Source organism: Streptomyces sp. NBC_01261, from assembly GCF_036226385.1.
Lineage (GTDB): Bacteria > Actinomycetota > Actinomycetes > Streptomycetales > Streptomycetaceae > Streptomyces.
Genome location: NZ_CP108463.1, coordinates 8,036,875 through 8,052,574, shown reverse-complemented (window position 1 = coordinate 8,052,574; position 15,700 = coordinate 8,036,875). Strand labels below are relative to the sequence as shown.

At 70.9% G+C, this 15,700-nt stretch carries 15 protein-coding genes and 2 pseudogenes; 9 read left to right on the top strand and 8 right to left on the bottom strand.

All coding sequences use genetic code 11. The features are described from left to right. Window positions 1-15 precede the first annotated feature (15 nt). Window positions 16-903 (top strand): hypothetical protein, encoded by an 888-nt coding sequence (locus OG226_RS35920; RefSeq protein WP_328683954.1) that lies wholly within the window; start codon window positions 16-18, stop codon window positions 901-903. Between the two features lie 126 nt (window positions 904-1,029). Here the strand turns inward: OG226_RS35920 and OG226_RS35915 are convergent, their stop codons facing one another. Together OG226_RS35915 and OG226_RS35910 are read right to left on the bottom strand one after the other, a co-directional pair. Continuing rightward, window positions 1,030-1,935 carry an SDR family oxidoreductase gene (locus tag OG226_RS35915; RefSeq protein WP_329351169.1) on the bottom strand — a complete coding sequence of 302 codons (906 nt, stop codon included), beginning with the start codon at window positions 1,933-1,935 and terminating at the stop codon, window positions 1,030-1,032. Between the two features lie 5 nt (window positions 1,936-1,940). Next, window positions 1,941-2,711: an SDR family oxidoreductase gene (locus tag OG226_RS35910; RefSeq protein ID WP_329351168.1), complete on the bottom strand. Its 771-nt coding sequence runs from the start codon at window positions 2,709-2,711 to the stop codon at window positions 1,941-1,943. An 85-nt stretch (window positions 2,712-2,796) separates the two neighbouring features. On the opposite strand from OG226_RS35910, the gene OG226_RS35905 reads away from it, so the two are divergent. Genes OG226_RS35905 through OG226_RS35890 form a run of 4 tightly spaced genes read left to right on the top strand, consistent with a single transcriptional unit; the run spans window position 2,797 to window position 6,216 of the window. After that, on the top strand, window positions 2,797-3,561 hold the full coding sequence (locus tag OG226_RS35905) for an enoyl-CoA hydratase family protein (RefSeq protein WP_329351167.1): 765 nt from the start codon (window positions 2,797-2,799) through the stop codon (window positions 3,559-3,561). Next, window positions 3,558-4,406 carry a CoA transferase subunit A gene (locus tag OG226_RS35900; protein ID WP_328683950.1) on the top strand — a complete coding sequence of 283 codons (849 nt, stop codon included), beginning with the start codon at window positions 3,558-3,560 and terminating at the stop codon, window positions 4,404-4,406. The genes OG226_RS35905 and OG226_RS35900 overlap by 4 nt, the downstream gene beginning before the upstream one ends. Beyond that, entirely contained in the window at window positions 4,406-5,164 is a 759-nt protein-coding gene (locus tag OG226_RS35895) for a CoA-transferase subunit beta (RefSeq protein ID WP_328683949.1), read from the top strand. The genes OG226_RS35900 and OG226_RS35895 overlap by 1 nt, the downstream gene beginning before the upstream one ends. After that, complete coding sequence (locus tag OG226_RS35890) at window positions 5,164-6,216, top strand: NAD(P)H-dependent flavin oxidoreductase (protein WP_328686533.1); 1,053 nt, start codon at window positions 5,164-5,166, stop codon at window positions 6,214-6,216. The genes OG226_RS35895 and OG226_RS35890 overlap by 1 nt, the downstream gene beginning before the upstream one ends. 24 nt (window positions 6,217-6,240) lie before the next feature. Here the strand turns inward: OG226_RS35890 and OG226_RS35885 are convergent, their stop codons facing one another. The 3 genes from OG226_RS35885 to OG226_RS35875 form a co-directional block, all read right to left on the bottom strand. Further along, window positions 6,241-7,398: an acetyl-CoA C-acetyltransferase gene (locus OG226_RS35885; protein WP_329351166.1), complete on the bottom strand. Its 1,158-nt coding sequence runs from the start codon at window positions 7,396-7,398 to the stop codon at window positions 6,241-6,243. 26 nt (window positions 7,399-7,424) lie between these two features. Beyond that, complete coding sequence (locus tag OG226_RS35880; RefSeq protein ID WP_019062253.1) at window positions 7,425-8,036, bottom strand: TetR/AcrR family transcriptional regulator; 612 nt, start codon at window positions 8,034-8,036, stop codon at window positions 7,425-7,427. 75 nt (window positions 8,037-8,111) lie between these two features. After that, complete coding sequence (locus OG226_RS35875) at window positions 8,112-8,900, bottom strand: SDR family oxidoreductase (protein WP_329351165.1); 789 nt, start codon at window positions 8,898-8,900, stop codon at window positions 8,112-8,114. A gap of 49 nt (window positions 8,901-8,949) precedes the next feature. On the opposite strand from OG226_RS35875, the gene OG226_RS35870 reads away from it, so the two are divergent. From OG226_RS35870 to OG226_RS35860, 3 genes and pseudogenes are all read left to right on the top strand, one after another. After that, on the top strand, window positions 8,950-10,089 hold the full coding sequence (locus tag OG226_RS35870; RefSeq protein WP_329351164.1) for an acyl-CoA dehydrogenase family protein: 1,140 nt from the start codon (window positions 8,950-8,952) through the stop codon (window positions 10,087-10,089). Further along, window positions 10,089-10,505 (top strand): annotated as a pseudogene (locus OG226_RS35865) (acyl-CoA dehydrogenase family protein); the annotation flags it as partial. The gene OG226_RS35870 and the pseudogene OG226_RS35865, both read left to right, overlap by 1 nt. A 660-nt stretch (window positions 10,506-11,165) precedes the next feature. Further along, a pseudogene (locus tag OG226_RS35860) lies at window positions 11,166-11,696 on the top strand (acyl-CoA dehydrogenase family protein); the annotation flags it as partial. Here OG226_RS35860 and qcrB read toward each other — a convergent pair. The 3 genes from qcrB to OG226_RS35845 form a co-directional block, all read right to left on the bottom strand. Then, entirely contained in the window at window positions 11,671-13,320 is a 1,650-nt protein-coding gene (qcrB, locus tag OG226_RS35855) for a cytochrome bc1 complex cytochrome b subunit (protein WP_328683945.1), read from the bottom strand. The pseudogene OG226_RS35860 and the gene qcrB sit on opposite strands and share 26 nt — an antisense overlap. Before the next feature lie 80 nt (window positions 13,321-13,400). Next, window positions 13,401-13,961, bottom strand: coding sequence for a HutD/Ves family protein (locus OG226_RS35850; protein WP_329351163.1), 561 nt, complete (start codon window positions 13,959-13,961; stop codon window positions 13,401-13,403). Next, a complete protein-coding gene (locus OG226_RS35845) occupies window positions 13,958-14,677 on the bottom strand; it encodes a vWA domain-containing protein (protein ID WP_328683943.1) in 720 nt (239 codons plus the stop codon). Before OG226_RS35845 ends, OG226_RS35850 begins: the two co-directional genes overlap by 4 nt. Before the next feature lie 115 nt (window positions 14,678-14,792). On the opposite strand from OG226_RS35845, the gene OG226_RS35840 reads away from it, so the two are divergent. Further along, the gene (locus tag OG226_RS35840; protein WP_328683942.1) at window positions 14,793-15,629 is read left to right on the top strand and encodes a chitosanase; all 837 of its coding nucleotides are present in this window, start codon (window positions 14,793-14,795) and stop codon (window positions 15,627-15,629) included. The last annotated feature ends 71 nt before the right edge of the window (window positions 15,630-15,700 follow it).

Genomic DNA, 15,700 nt, shown 5'->3' with positions numbered 1-15,700 from the left:
CTGGGGGTTGTGGACGTGGCGGACGACGGACCGGTCGAGCACGGCTACCCGCACCTCGATACGGTGCGGGACGCCATCACCGCGCTCTACAAGCGGTTGTCCTACGACACCGTCCAGACGTTCGCGACCAGCGTGGCCCCCGTCGACGTGGCGTTCGGCGACACGGACGACCTGCACCTGGGCGCGCAGCGGGTGGCCCGCGAGATGGTCCGGCACTACCGGCTCCCCGACGCCCGGCCGATCATCAGCTTCCGTGAGATGACCCATGCGGCGAACGTCGAACTCGCCGCGGGGCCCGAGTACTTCATCGAGTTGAACGACCGGTTCCGCACGCATCGGCGGGACATCGGCGCGGCTCTCGCGCACGAGGTGATGCACGTCTATCTGCACCGCCTCGACCTGTCCTTCCCCGGCACCCGTGAGAACGAGATCCTCACGGACACGGCGGCGACGTATCTGGGCGCGGGGTGGCTGCTGCTGGACGCGTACCGGGAGGACTCGGCGTCCTCGCAGAAGCTCGGCTATCTCACGCCGGAGGAGTTCGGGTACGTCCTCGCGAAGCGGGCCCTGGTCTTCGGCGAGGATCCCTCCGTGTGGTTCACCAGCCCGCAGGCCTACACGGCGTACGTCAAGGGCATGGCCCAGGCGCGACGTGACGAGCAGCAGCCTCCGTTGACCGCGGCGGGGTGGGCGGGGCGGCGCCGGTACGCCCATGACCGCCGGCACGCACCCGGGCCTGGTTCTCAGTCAGGCGTGCCGTACGCCTTCAGCGGGGACCGGGGTGGCAGCCTTCGGGTGTCCTTCCCGTGCCCCACGTGTCATCAGCGCATCCGGGTGCCGGTACGAGGGCGGGTACGGGCGAGGTGCTCCCTGTGCCGGACGGTGTTGGAGTGCGACACATAAGTCCCTTTCAGGTGAACGGTGTTGGAGCGAGCGTCCTGAGGGCTCCGCCCCCAGACCCCCGGACCTACGCCCACCCACCGCCCGTGCGGGTCGGCTGAGCAGTGGACCAAGAACCGCCCCCTTCGCTTACGCCCCGTAAACCGCCCCCGGAATCTCCGCCTCCCCCAGCAGCTTCAACATCACCTCCCCCACCTCCCCCACACCCCACCGCTCCCCCTTGTCCACACTCGGCCCCACCCGCCACCCCTCCATGACAGTGATCCGTCCACCCTCAGCCTCAAAAACCCGCCCGGTAACCCCAGCACTGGCCCCGGACCCCAGCCACACCACCAACGGCGACACATTCTCCGGCGCCATCACATCGAACCCGGAGCCGGGCGCGGCCATGGTCTCCGCGAAGGTGTGTTCCGTCATGCGGGTCCGCGCCGCGGGGGCGATCGCGTTGACCTGGACTCCGTAGCGGGCGAGTTCGGCCGCCGCGACCAGGGTCAGGCCGATGATGCCGGCCTTGGCGGCGCTGTAGTTGCCCTGCCCGACCGAGCCCAACAAGCCTGCCCCGCTACTGGTGTTGATGATCCGGGCGACCGGGGTTCGGCCCGCTTTCGCCTCCGTACGCCAGTGCGCCGCCGCGTGTTTCAGGGGCAGGAAGTGTCCCTTCAGATGGACCCGCATCACCGCGTCCCAGTCGTCCTCGTCGAGGTTGACGAGCATCCGGTCGCGCAGGTAACCCGCGTTGTTCACCAGGGTGTCGAGCCGGCCGTAGGTCTCCAGTGCGGTCGCGACCAGGGACGCGGCACCGGCGGCCGTGGCGATGTCGCCGCCGTGGGCCACCGCCTCGCCGCCCGCCGTGCGGATCTCGGCGACGACCTGCGCGGCCGGGCTGTCGGAGTCCGGGGTGCCGTCGAGGCCGACGCCGAGGTCGTTGACGACGACCCGGGCGCCCTCGGCGGCGAAGGCGAGGGCGTGGGCACGGCCGAGCCCCCGCCCCGCGCCGGTGACGACGACGACCCGCCCGTCACAGATTCCGCTCATCTCGATCACCCTTCAACTCGCTTCCCTTTGTTGGCAGTTGCCGCGTCCAGGAACGCCGGTCGTTCCCCGCCCCCATGGACCAGAAGGCTCGCCCCGCTGATGTAGGCGGCGGAGGGTGAGGCCAGGAAGACCGCCGCCGCGCCGACGTCGGAGGGGTCGGCGAGGCGGCCGAGCGGGACAGTCCGGGAGACGGCCTCGATGGCGTCCTCGCCGCCGTAGTGGAGATGGGACAGCTCCGTGCGGACCATGCCGACGACGAGGGTGTTGACGCGGATGTCCGGCGCCCACTCCACCGCCATCGAACGGGCCAGGTTCTCAAGGCCGGCCTTGGCCGCCCCGTACGCCGCCGAACCGGGCGAGGGCCGGCTGCCGCTGACGCTCCCGATCATCACGACCGAGCCCTTGGCCCGCTGAAGGTGTTCGTACGCGGCGAGGGACGCGGTGAGCGGGGCTAGGAGGTTCAACTCGATGATCCGCGCGTGGCGTTCGGCCTCCGCGTCGACGAGTGGGCGGTACGGCGCGCCGCCCGCGTTGTTGACGAGTACGTCGAGTCGGGGCAGCGCGGCGAAGAACTCCCGTACGGCGTCCGGGTCGCGCAGGTCGAGGGGCCTGAACTCCGTTCCCTCGACCGGGTCTTCGGGCGGTCTGCGGGCACAGGTCAGCACCTCGGCACCGGCCTCGACGAAGGCCCGTGCGATACCGGCGCCGACACCTCGGGTGCCGCCGGTGACGAGGACGGTTCTGCCGACGAGTGACTGGTCGCGCGAGTTGTCCACAGGGCCTCCCGCTCGGATTCTCCGGCTGCTAGCTTCGAAGTCTCGCACCTAACAAATGTTTGGTGGAAAGGTAGCTGATGCGTCCATGGGTGTCTCCACCTCAGCCTCGACAAAGGGGCCCGATAAAAAAGGCGTCGCCGTCGTCACGGTCGACTACCCGCCGGTGAACGCCCTGCCGGTGGACGGCTGGTTCGCCCTGGCCGACGCCGTGCGCGCGGCCGGGCGCGACCCCGATGTGCGCTGTGTGGTGCTGGCGGCCGAGGGGCGGGGCTTCAACGCGGGCGTGGACATCAAGGAGATACAGGCGCGGGGGCGGTCGGCCCTGGTCGGGGTGAACCGGGGCTGCTTCGAGGCGTTCGCGGCGGTGTACGAGTGCGAGGTGCCGGTCGTCGCGGCGGTGCAGGGGTTCTGTCTGGGCGGGGGCATCGGCCTGGTCGGCAACGCGGACGTGATCGTGGCGAGCGAGGACGCCACCTTCGGCCTGCCGGAGCTGGACCGGGGTGCCCTGGGCGCCGCCACGCATCTGGCCCGGCTGGTCCCCCAGCACCTGATGCGCGCCCTGTACTACACCTCGCGCACGGCGACGGCGGCCGAGCTGCACGCGCACGGCTCGGTGTGGCGGGTCGTACCGCGCGCCGGACTCCTGCCCGCCGCACTGGAGTTGGCGGCCGAGATAGCCACCAAGGACGGCGAGCTGATCCGCCTCGCCAAGTCCGCGATCAACGGCATCGACCCCGTCGACGTCCGCCGCAGCTACCGCTTCGAACAGGGTTTCACCTTCGAGGCCAACGTCAGCGGCGTGGCCGACCGGGTGCGTGACACGTTCGGAAAAGAAGGTGGTGAGCAGTGACCGACAAGACGATGACCGCCGACGAGGTCGTCTCCCGGCTGGCGAGCGGCATGACCCTCGGCATCGGCGGCTGGGGTTCCCGCCGCAAACCCATGGCCCTGGTACGGGCGTTGCTCCGCTCGGACATCACCGACCTCACCGTCGTCTCCTACGGCGGCCCGGACGTCGGCATGCTCGCGGCGGCCGGCCGCGTCCGCAAGCTGGTGGCCGCGTTCGTCACCCTCGACTCGATCCCCCTCGAACCGCACTACCGCGCGGCACGCGAGAGCGGGGCGTTCGAGCTGATGGAGGTCGACGAGGGCATGTTCATGTGGGGCCTGCGCGCCGCCGCGAACCGGCTGCCGTTCCTGCCGGTGCGCGCGGGCATCGGCTCGGACGTCATGCGGGTCAACCCCGGCCTGCGGACGGTCACTTCGCCGTACGACGACGGGGAGACGTTCGTCGCGATGCCGGCCCTGCGGCTGGACGCGGCCCTGGTGCACGTCAACCGCGCCGACCGGCTGGGCAACGGGCAGTACCTGGGCCCTGACCCGTACTTCGACGACCTGTTCTGCGAGGCGGCGGACTCCGCCTACCTCTCCTGCGAACGGATCGTGGACACCGCCGAGTTGACGAAGGAGGCCCCGCCCCAGTCCCTGCTCGTCAAGCGGCTGAACGTGACCGGAGTCGTCGAGGCCCCGGGCGGCGCCCACTTCACCTCGTGCGCTCCCGATCACGGCAGGGACGAGGCCTTCCAGCGGCTGTACGCGACGACACCCTGGGCGGAGTTCGCCGAGCGCTTCCTCGCCGGTGACGAACAGAGCTACCAGTCGGCGGTGCGGAACTGGCAGGAGGAGCAAGGGTGATGGACGTATCGCGTAGGGACGTACCGCGTACGGACGTACGGCGTGCCGAGTACTGCGTGATCGCCTGTGCGGAGGCGTGGCGTGACGCCGGGGAGATCCTGGCCAGCCCGATGGGGTTCATCCCGTCCGTCGGGGCCCGGCTGGCCCGGCTCACCTTCGCGCCGGATCTCCTGCTCACCGACGGCGAGGCGATGCTCGTCCGCCCGGACGGGACACCGGAGGGCTGGTTGCCGTACCGGCAGCATCTGGCCCTGGTGTCCGGCGGGCGGCGGCACGTGATGATGGGCGCGAGCCAGATCGACCGGTACGGCAACCAGAACATCTCGTGCGTCGGCGACTGGGCGCGGCCGAAGCGGCAGTTGCTCGGGGTGCGCGGGGCGCCGATCAACACGCTGAACAATCCGACCAGTTACTGGATACCCCGGCACTCACCCCGGGTGTTCGTGGAGAAGGTCGACATGGTGTGCGGGGTGGGGTACGACCGGGTCGCCGAGCACCCGGGGACGGCCCGCTTCCACCGCGTCCCCCGGGTCGTCTCCGACCTCGGCGTCTTCGACTTCGCGACCCCCGACCACTCGATGCGGCTGGCCTCGCTGCATCCGGGGGTCACTGTGGCACAGGTCAGAGAGGCGACGGGCTTCGAACTCGCCGTCCCGGACGAGGTGGAGTCGACCCGCGAACCCACCCCGGACGAGTTGCGGCTGATCCGTGAAGTGATCGACCCGGCCGACACCCGGCTCAGAGAAGTGAGTTCGTGATGGAGACCGCGCTGACCCGGCTGGTCGGGGTCCGGCATCCGATCGTGCAGACGGGCATGGGGTGGGTGGCGGGACCGCGCCTGGTGTCGGCCACGGCGAACGCCGGTGCGCTGGGCATCCTCGCCTCCGCGACCATGACCACCGACCGGCTCCGGGACGCGGTCCGCGAGGTCAGGTCCCGTACGCGGGAGCCGTTCGGGGTGAATCTGCGCGCGGACGCGACCGACGCCGGGGACCGGGTGCGGATCATCATCGAGGAGGGCGTACGGGTCGCGTCCTTCGCGCTCGCGCCGTCCGCCGAGCTGATCGCCGAGCTGAAGGAGGCGGGGGTCGTCGTGATCCCGTCGATCGGGGCACGGCGGCACGCGGAGAAGGTCGCGGCGTGGGGCGCGGACGCGGTGATCGTGCAGGGCGGGGAGGGCGGCGGGCACACCGGGGAGGTGGCGACGACGGTGTTGTTGCCGCAGGTCGTGGACGCGGTGGACATACCGGTCATCGCGGCCGGCGGCTTCTTCGACGGTCGGGGCCTGGTCGCGGCCCTCGCCTACGGAGCGGCGGGCGTCGCCATGGGCACCCGCTTCCTCCTCACCTCGGACTCGACGGTCCCGGACGAGGTGAAGGCGGCCTATCTGGCGGCGACGGTCAAGGACGTCACGGTCACGAGAGCGGTCGACGGCCTCCCCCACCGCATGCTCCGCACCGAACTGGTCGACGCCCTGGAGAACTCCGGCCGCACGAGAACCCTGCTCCAGGCGATACACCGGGCAGCCGGCTTCCGCCGCCTGTCCGGCCTGACCTGGCGCCGCATGATCCGCGACGGCCTCGCCATGAAACACGGCAAGGACCTTACCTGGAGCCAGGTGCTGCTCGCCGCGAACACGCCGATGCTGCTCAAGGCGTCGATGGTGGACGGGCGCACGGACCTCGGGGTGATGGCCTCCGGGCAGGTCGCCGGGGTGATCGAGGATCTGCCGTCGTGCGCGGAGCTGGTGGCACGGGTGATGAAGCAGGCCGACGAGGTGCTGTGGACGCTGGTCCGGGCCGACTCCTGAACCGCCCCCCAACTGCTCGGCGCCTCACAGCCGTTCGATGATCGTCACGTTGGCCTGGCCGCCGCCCTCGCACATGGTCTGGAGGCCGAACCGGCCGCCGGTGCGCTCCAGTTCGTGCAGGAGGGTGGTCATGAGCTTGACGCCGGTCGCGCCGAGGGGGTGGCCGAGGGCGATCGCGCCGCCGTTGACGTTGACCTTCTCCGGGTCCGCGCCCGTCTCCTTCAGCCAGGCGAGAACGACAGGTGCGAAGGCCTCGTTGATCTCCACGAGGTCGATGGCGCCGATGGAGAGGCCGGTCTTCTTCAGGGCGTGGGCGGTGGCCGGGATGGGGGCCGAGAGCATGCGGATGGGGTCCTCGCCCCGGACGGAGAGGTGGTGGACGCGGGCGCGGGGCGTCAACCCGTGTTCGCGTACCGCCCGTTCCGAGGCGAGCAGCATCGCCGCCGCGCCGTCGGAGACCTGGGAGGAGCACGCGGCGGTGATGGTGCCGCCGTCGACGACGGGTTTCAGGCCGGCCATCTTCTCCAGGGAGGTGTCCCGGCGCGGGCCCTCGTCGACCGCGACCGCGCCGTAGGCGACCGTCTCGCGTTCGAAGCGGCCCTCGTCGATCGCGCGCAGGGCACGCCGGTGCGAGCGGAGGGCGAACTCCTCCTGGTCCTGCCTGCTGATGCCCCACTTCGCGGCGATCATCTCGGCCCCGGCGAACTGGTTGACGGGCCGCGTCCCGTACCGCGCGCGCCAGCCCTCGCTGCCCGCGAAGGGGCCGTCGGTGAGGCCGAGCGGTTCGGCGGCCTGGCGGGAGGCGAAGGCGATGGGGATGAGGGACATGTTCTGGACGCCGCCCGCGACGACGAGGTCCTGGGTGCCGGACAGCACGCCCTGCGCCGCGAAGTGCACGGCCTGCTGCGAGGACCCGCACTGCCGGTCCACCGTCACGCCCGGCACCTCCTCGGGCAGCCCGGCCGCCAGCCAGGAGGTCCGCGCGATGTCCCCGGCCTGCGGCCCGACCGCGTCCAGACATCCGAAGACGACGTCCTCGACGGCGGCGGGATCGATCCCCGAGCGCAGAACCAGTTCCTTGAGCACATGCGCCCCGAGGTCGGCCGGATGCACCCCGCTCAGCCCTCCCCGGCGCCGCCCGACCGGCGTACGGACCGCTTCGACGATATAGGCCTCGGCCATGTCAACTCCCCATCCAGACCTGTGAGTTATGTGCGTACGGCGATCCCGTCCAGCACCATCGACAGGTACTGCCGGGCGATCTCCTCCGCGCTGTGCTGGCCGCCCGGCCGGTACCAGGACGCGGCGACCCACACCGTGTCCCGGACGAACCGGTAGGTGAGCCGGACGTCGAGGTCGGCCCGGAAGACCTGGGCGGCGACCCCGCGCTCCAGCGTGGACAGCCACGCCTTCTCGAACTTGCGCTGCGACTCGGCGAGGAACGCGAACCGCTCCTGCGCGACCAGGTGCTTGCTCTCCTTCTGGTAGATCGCGACGGCGGCGCGGTGCCGGTCGATCTCCCGGAACGACTCGGTGACCAGGGCCTCCAGCGTCTCGCGCGGGCTCAACTCGGCGTCCAGGACGGTGTCGTAGCCGCCCCAGAGCTCGTCGAGGAAGGTCCGCAGGATCTCCTCCAGCATCGATTCCTTGGAGTCGAAGTGGTAGTAGAGGCTGCCCGCGAGCATGCCCGCGTGGTCGGCGATCTTCCGTACGGTGGTGGCGTTGTACCCCTGCTCGGCGAAGACCTCGGCCGCCGTGTCGAGGAGTTCGCGACGGCGGGCCGGAGCGGCGGTCACCGGGGGTTTCTTCTTGGTCGGCACGGACCCATTGTCGTGCCCCCGCCCCGGCCTCCCGTGCGGCCCCTCACCCACGCCCTCGCCCACACCCTCGCGCCGCTACGCATGCTGACTGCTCACGGAGACGACCTCGCCGGTCATGTACGAGGAGTAGTCCGAGGCCAGGAACACGATCACGTTGGCCACCTCCCAGGGCTCCGCGTACCGCCCGAAGGCCTCGCGCGCGGTGAGTTCGGCCAGCAGCTCGGGTGTCGTCACCTTCACCAGGTGCGGGTGCATGGCGAGGCTCGGGGAGACCGCGTTGATCCGCACCCCGTAAGCGGCGGCCTCGATCGCCGCGCACCGGGTCAGCGCCATCACGCCCGCCTTGGCCGCCGCGTAGTGCGCCTGCCCGGCCTGGGCGCGCCAGCCGACGACGGAGGCGTTGTTGACGATCACCCCGCCGCCGCTCTCGCGCATCGCGCGCAGGGCCGCCCGGGTGCACCGGAACGTGCCGTTCAAGGTCACGTCCAGCACCTTCGACCACTGCTCGTCGGTCATGTCGACGATGTCCGAAGTCCCGCCCAGGCCGGCGTTGTTGACGACGACGTCCAGCCGCCCGTGCGCGGCGACGGCCGCGTCGAACAGGGCTTGCACCTGGGCCTCGTCGGTCACATCGCACGGCAGCGCGGCGACCGACTCCGACCCGAACTCCCCGGCCAGCTCGGCCTCGTACTCCTTCAGCCGCCGCGTGTGCGCATCGCTGATCAGCACCCGCGCACCCTCCTGGAGGAAGCGGCGCGCGGTGGCCCCGCCGATGCCCGCGCCGGCGGCGGCGGTGACGACGGCGGTGCGCCCCTTCAGCAGCCCGTGCCCGGGGACGTATGCCGGACTCTCGACGCCTGTCATACCGCCACGCTAACCTACCAAACACTTGTTAGGGAAGGATGGGCCGTCAATGGACCTGGACTTCACGCCCGACCAGGAGGCGTTCCGCACCGAGGCCCGCGCCTGGCTGCGCGCACACGTGCCGGCCGTCCCGCTCCCCTCCCTGGAAACGGCCGAGGGCTTCGCCGCGCACCGCGCCTGGGAGGCCCAACTCGCCGCGGACCGTTGGTCGGTGGTGTCCTGGCCGGAGGAGTACGGCGGCCGGGGCGTGGACATCGTGCGGTGGCTGGTCTTCGAGGAGGAGTACTACGCGGCGGGCGCGCCGGGCCGGGTCGGCCAGAACGGCATCAACCTCCTCGCTCCGACCCTCTTCGACCACGGCACGCGGGAGCAACGCGCGCGCGTGCTGCCGTCGATGGCGACCGGCGAGGTGGTGTGGGCGCAGGCGTGGTCGGAGCCGGAGGCGGGATCCGACCTGGCCTCGCTCACCTCGCGCGCGGTGCGCACGGGCGGGGGCTGGCTGCTGAGCGGCCAGAAGACGTGGTCGTCGCGGGCGGCCTTCGCGGACCGCGCGTTCGGCCTGTTCCGCAGCGAGTTGGACACCCCGAAACCCCACCAGGGCCTGACCTACCTGATGTTCGACCTGCGCGCGCCCGGCGTCACGGTCCGCCCGATCGGCCGCCTGGACGGGAAACCGGCCTTCGCGGAACTCTTCCTGGACGAGGTGTTCGTCCCCGACGAGGACGTCATCGGCGAGCCGGGCCAGGGCTGGCGGGTCGCCATGTCGACGGCGGGCAACGAACGCGGGCTCACCCTCCGCTCCCCCGGCCGTTTCCTCGCCGCCGCCGACCGCCTCCTCAACCTCTGGCGTGCGCAAGGGAGTTCACGGGCCGCACTTGACCAGGTGGCCGACGCCGTGATCGGCGCCCGCGCCTACCAGCTCTTCACCTACGCCAACGCCTCCCGTTTCCTCGACGGCGAGTCCATCGGCCCGGAGTCCAGCCTGAACAAGGTCTTCTGGTCCGAGTACGACATCGCGCTGCACGAGACGGCCCTCGAACTGCTCGGCGAGGAAGGCGAGTTGGCGGACACCGACTGGGCCGAGGGCTATGTCTTCTCCCTCGCGGGCCCCATCTACGCCGGTACGAACGAGATCCAGCGCGACATCATCGCCGAGCGCCTGCTCGGCCTGCCGAAGGGCCGCCGCTGATGCGCTTCCTCCTCGACCCCGAACAGCGGGCGTTCGCCGACTCGTTGAACGCGATGCTGACGGCGGCGGACACTCCGGCGGTCGTACGGTCCTGGAGTCGCGGCGAGCATGCGAGCGGGCGGGCGCTGTGGCGCCGTATCGCCGGGGCGGGGGTGTTCGCGCTGGCGGTGCCGGAGGCGTACGAGGGGTTGGGGCCCCGGCCGGTCGAACTCGCCGTGGCGTTCGTGGAGTTGGGGCGGCACGCGGTTCCGGGACCGTTGGTGGAGACGGTCGCGGCGGCGGCGTTGCTGACCGCCCTGGACGACTCGGCGCCGGCCAAGCGGCTGTTGCCCGCGCTGGCCTCCGGCGAGTCGACGGCCACACTGGCGACGGGGCGGTACGCGCTGGACGCGGACATCGCGGATGTACGGCTGACAGCCCGGGCGGCGAGGGCGGCGCGGGGCCCGATGGACCAGGCCGCGGCAGAGACGGTCGTAGAAGCAGAGGCGGCGGACCAATCGGCGTCCGGAGGAGGCAGGTCGGCGTCCAGAGAAGGCGCGTCGATATCCGGGGCAGGTGCGTCGGCGTCCGAGGCGGGCGGGTCGGCGGCTGAGGCAGGCGGGTCGGCGTCCGAGGCAGGCAGGTCGGCATCCGAGGCAGGCAGGCCGGCGCCCGGGGCAGGCAGGCCGGCATCCGAGGCAGGCAGGCCGGCGGCTGAGGCAGGCAGGCCGGCATCCGAGGCAGGCAGGCCGGCGGCTGAGGCAGGCAGGTCGGCATCCGGGGCAGGCAGGTCGGCGGCTGAGGCAGGTGCGTCGGCGTCCGAGGCAGGCGGGTCGGCGCCCGGGGCAGGCAGGCCGGCGCCCGGGGCAGGCAGGCCGGCGGCTGAGGCAGGCAGATCGGCGTCCGGGGCAGGCGGGTCGGCGGCTGAGTCGCGGCTCGCCTTCCCGTCCCGTGACGCACTCTCGTCCCGTGACGCACCCCCGCCCCGTGACGCACCCCCGCCCGGTGACACACCCCCGCCCCGTGACGCACCCCCGGCGGTCGAGTTGCGGCTCGCTCCTCCGCTCGGCCGTGCGCCCTCGACGGCCGGGCCGCACGCGTCTCTCGACCCCGCCCGCCGGCTCTTCCCCACCCCTAGCGGGGGTGAACTCCTCGCCGTCGGCCCGCACGTGACCGCCGCCGTCGCCCACGCCCTCACCTGGGCCCGGCTCGCCACCGCCGCCCAAGCTCTCGGTGTCGGGCTCGCGTTGCTCGACAGGACCGTGGCCTACGTCAGGCAGCGCACCCAATTCGGGGTCCCCATCGGCTCGTTCCAGGCGGTCAAGCATCAACTGGCCGATGCGAAGATCGCGTTGGAGTTCGCGCGCCCGCTGCTCTTCGGCGCCGCGCTCAGCATGACGGAGTCGGACGTGGCCGCGGCCAAGGTCACGGCGTGCGAGGCGGCGTACAGGACCGCCCGTACGGCGCTTCAGCTGCACGGCGCGATCGGTTACACCGCCGAGTACGACCTGTCGCTGTGGCTGACCAAGGCCCGTGCCCTGCGCACGAGTTGGGGCAGCCCGGGCGAGTGCCGGGCCGCCGTACTCGGTGTTCCGGGTGACGTCAGTGGTGATGGTCGCCGCTCGTGAGTTCCTTGTACTCCTCCGCCGTCGGCTTCGGGATGCGGGCCTCGGGTCCGAACATCGCCTTGGCGAGCCGGGCCCGTACCCGATGACCGCCCTTGACCTGCCGCTCGACGCCGTTCGCGTCGACGAGCGAGCCGATCGCGTACGGCGGTTCCTGTTCGTGCTGGGTGAGCCTGAACCGCTCGTCCGGGGTGAGGGGTTCGTGGACCTCGACGTACTCGCCGTGCGGCAGCATCTTGATGAGCCCGGACTCACGGCCGTGCAACACCTTGTCCCGGTCCCGGCGTTGGAGCCCGAGGCAGACCCGTTTGGTGATCAGGAACGCGGCCACCGGCATGACGAAGAAGGAGACCCGCACGAACCAGGTGATCGCGTTGATGGAGAGATTCAGATGCGTGGCCACGACGTCGTTGCCGCCGCCGATCAGCAGCACCGCGTACAGGCTCAGCCAGGCGACCCCGAGCCCGGTGCGCACGGGCATGTTGCGCGGCCGGTCCAGGATGTGGTGTTCGCGTCTGTCGCCGGTGATCCAGGCCTCGATGAACGGGTAGGCGCCGATGGCGGCGAGGATCAGCGGGAAGAGCGTGAAGGGGATGAAGACGCCCAACTCCAGTGTGTGGCCCCAGGCGTCGATCTCCCATCCCGGCATCACCCGGATCAGCCCCTCGGAGAAACCGAGGTACCAGTCGGGCTGGGCGCCGGTCGTCACCAGGTCCGGCCGGTACGGCCCGAACGCCCACACGGGGTTGATGCTGGCGATCCCGCCCATGATCGCGAGGACACCGAAGACGAGGAAGAAGAAGCCGCCCGCCTTGGCCATGTAGACCGGCAGGAACGGCATGCCGACCACGGACTTCTGGTTGTGTCCGGGCCCGGGATACATGGTGTGCTTGTGGTAGAAGACCAGGATCAGGTGCGCGACCACCAGGCCCAGCATGATCCCCGGCAGCAGCAGGACATGGACCGGGAAGAGCCGCGAGATGATGTCGTGCCCCGGGAACTCCCCGCCGAACAGGAACATCGACATGTACGTGCCGACGATGGGCACGGACAGGATCGCGCCGTCCGCGAAGCGGATGCCGGTGCCGGACAGCAGGTCGTCGGGGAGCGAGTAGCCGGTCAGCCCGGTGATGATGCCGAGGAACAACAGGGTCCAGCCGAACACCCAGTTGATCTCACGCGGCTTGCGGAACGCGCCGGTGAAGAACACCCGCATCATGTGGACGAGCATGCCGGCGATGAACACCACGGCCGCCCAGTGGTGGATCTGCCGGATCAGCAGCCCGCCGCGCACGTCGAAGCTGATGTCGAGCGTGGACTCGAAGGCCCGGGTCATCGGGATGCCGTTCAACGGCGCGTACGAGCCGTGGTAGATGACCTCGACGCCGCTGGGTTCGAAGAACAGGGTGAGGTAGATGCCGGTGAGGATCAGGATGAGGAAGCTGTAGAGGCAGATCTCGCCCAGCATGAAGGACCAGTGGTCCGGGAAGACCTTGCGCATATTGGACTTGGCGATCGCGTACAGCCCGAGCCGCCCGTCGGCCCAGTCGGCGAGCTTCTCCCCTTTTCCGGCCGCGTCGGGCCGTCCGGCACCCACCGCTCCGTTCACCGATCGTGCGCCGTCCATACGTTGGCCGCCCTCCCCGTCGGATCACCCCACAGGGTGCCACGAGGTCCCGGCTAAGCCAACGGTGCGTCAGCGGTCAATCACAGCCCGATCACGGCGGTACGACCCCGGGCGTGCAGCACCGCCCCCTCGTCGCCCAACTGCACGGCGTCGTAAGGCCCGAGGGCCAGCCCGGCCACCTCGGCGGTTCCGTCGAGCGCCACGACCAGAGCGCCCGCGCCCACACGCAGCCGCCCCCGGACGACGGCGACCGTGGGGGTCGTAGAACCCGGCGTAGAAGTCGCCGCGGGGTCCGCGCCTCTGCGCCACATGACGTTGAGGTTGACGACCGGACCGTCCAGCAGTCGGCAGTCGGTCGGTACGTCGCCTCTGAAGTCCCGTGGTTCGTAACGGGTGTTGACCAGCCACCGTTCGCCACCCACCGTCAGATCCATGCCCGCGCCCTCGACGACGGTCAGGGTGCGGTCGACCTCCGGGAAGGCCGAGAACGGGCCGTCCGCCGCGACCTCGGCGAGGCTCACCCGGCACGCGAAGGCGTCCATGCCCGCACCCTCGGGCCAGGCGGCGATCTCGCGCGTGACACCGCCACCGTTCTTCCAGGGCACGGCGGTTCGGGCCGAGGCGGGCAGGGCGCGGATCACTGGACGAACCCCCGCTCCCGTGCCGCCGCCAGCCACTGCGGGAACTCGCCCACCAGCCGGTCGTAGAGCTCCGCGTCGGACATCCTCAGCGGATCCGAACCGGCGTGGAAGAAGCCCGCGTTGTCGACCTCCCGCTTCTGCGGCACCGCCAACTCGTCCAGTTTGCGCAGGAATTCGAACTGCTTGCTCTTCGCGTCGCCGAACCCGACGAACTGCCAGAACATCGGGAGCTTCGCCGCCTTGCACAAGTACCGTTCCGCGGCAAGCTTGTTGATGGGTCCGCCGTCGGTCTGGAAGACGACGAGGGCCGGGTCCTTGGCGCCGCTGTCGAGGTAGTGGTCGATGACGGCGTCCATGGCGAGGTGGTAGCTGGTCCTGCCCATGTGCCCGAGCCCGGCCACGATCCGTTCGATACGCCCCTGATGGTCGGCGAGGGCGATGTCCGTGACGGCGTCGACGTCGGTCGAGAAGAATATGACCGGCACGGTCCCGTCGTCGTCGAGGTGGGCCGACAGGCCCAACACCCGGTCGGCGAGCGCCTGCACGCTGCCGTCCTTGTAGTACGGCTTCATGGAGCCCGAGTAGTCGACCACGAGATACACGGCGGCCCGCTGCCCGTCCAGGCCGTGCTCGCGCAGCGACACTCCGGCGCTCTTGTACAGGCTGACCAGCGCGGGCGCGGTCTCCTCGACCTTGCTGAGCGAGATCGCGGCCACGGGGGCTCCCTTCGGATCACTGCGAAAGGATCGAGGTTACGCCACGGAGGTCAGGCATTCGCAATGTCCCCCCAACCCCCGGAATAAGGGACGTAACCGCACTTACGCTGGGCCCATGAAACGCGCCGGCGTCCTGATGCTCGCCGCCGTGCCCGTCGCCATAGCCGCGACGGCCTACGGCCTCTCACCCAGCACCCACACCGACCCGCGGCCCACGCAACCGTCCGCCGCGACCGAACGCGGAGCACCCGAGGGCCTGGCCGCGCCGGCCATGAAGAACCTCGCCCAGGAGCTGGTGGCCAGCGCCGAGAACTCCACCCTCGACTGGCGCAGCGCGTACGCCTACATCCAGGACATCGGCGACGGACAGGGCTACACCGCGGGCATCATCGGCTTCTGCACCGGCACCCACGACCTGCTCGTCCTGGTCGAGCGCTACACCGCGGCCCACCCGGACAACGGCCTCGCCCGCTACCTCCCCGCCCTGCGCAAGGTGGACGGCACGGCCTCCCACGAGGGCCTGGACCCCGGCTTCCAGGCCGCCTGGCGCGCCGAGGCGAAGGTCCCGGCCTTCCAGGCGGCGCAGGACGCGGAGCGCGACCGCATCTACTTCGACCCGGCGGTCAGCACCGCCAAGCGCGACGGCCTGGGCCCGCTCGGCCAGTTCATCTACTACGACGCGATCGTCTTCCACGGCCCGGGCACGGACGGCTTCTACGGCATCCGGGAGCGCGCGATGCGGCAGGCGAAGCCCCCGGCGGAGGGCGGCTCCGAGAAGGCGTACCTCAGCGCCTTCCTCGACGTCCGCCGCGCCACCATGCGCGCCAAGCACCCCGGCATCGACACCACCCGTATCGACACGGCCCAGCGGAAGTTCCTGGAGGAGGGGAACCTGGAGCTGCGGACGCCGTTGGTGTGGAAGGTGTACGGGGAGACGTACAAGGTGCCGTAGAAGAGGGGGAGTCGGGCCCGGACATACGGCGGCGCCTGCCGGGTCCGGTCGGGGACAAGGCAGGCGCCGTC

Coding starts and splice junctions, on each gene's coding strand:
- OG226_RS35875 (WP_329351165.1), bottom strand. CDS start 8,900: ATGACAGGCGTCGAGAGTCCGGCATACGTCCCCGGGCACGGGCTGCTG.
- OG226_RS35890 (WP_328686533.1), top strand. CDS start 5,164: ATGGAGACCGCGCTGACCCGGCTGGTCGGGGTCCGGCATCCGATCGTG.
- OG226_RS35895 (WP_328683949.1), top strand. CDS start 4,406: ATGGACGTATCGCGTAGGGACGTACCGCGTACGGACGTACGGCGTGCC.
- OG226_RS35870 (WP_329351164.1), top strand. CDS start 8,950: ATGGACCTGGACTTCACGCCCGACCAGGAGGCGTTCCGCACCGAGGCC.
- OG226_RS35885 (WP_329351166.1), bottom strand. CDS start 7,398: ATGGCCGAGGCCTATATCGTCGAAGCGGTCCGTACGCCGGTCGGGCGG.
- OG226_RS35840 (WP_328683942.1), top strand. CDS start 14,793: ATGAAACGCGCCGGCGTCCTGATGCTCGCCGCCGTGCCCGTCGCCATA.
- qcrB (WP_328683945.1), bottom strand. CDS start 13,320: ATGGACGGCGCACGATCGGTGAACGGAGCGGTGGGTGCCGGACGGCCC.
- OG226_RS35915 (WP_329351169.1), bottom strand. CDS start 1,935: ATGAGCGGAATCTGTGACGGGCGGGTCGTCGTCGTCACCGGCGCGGGG.
- OG226_RS35905 (WP_329351167.1), top strand. CDS start 2,797: ATGGGTGTCTCCACCTCAGCCTCGACAAAGGGGCCCGATAAAAAAGGC.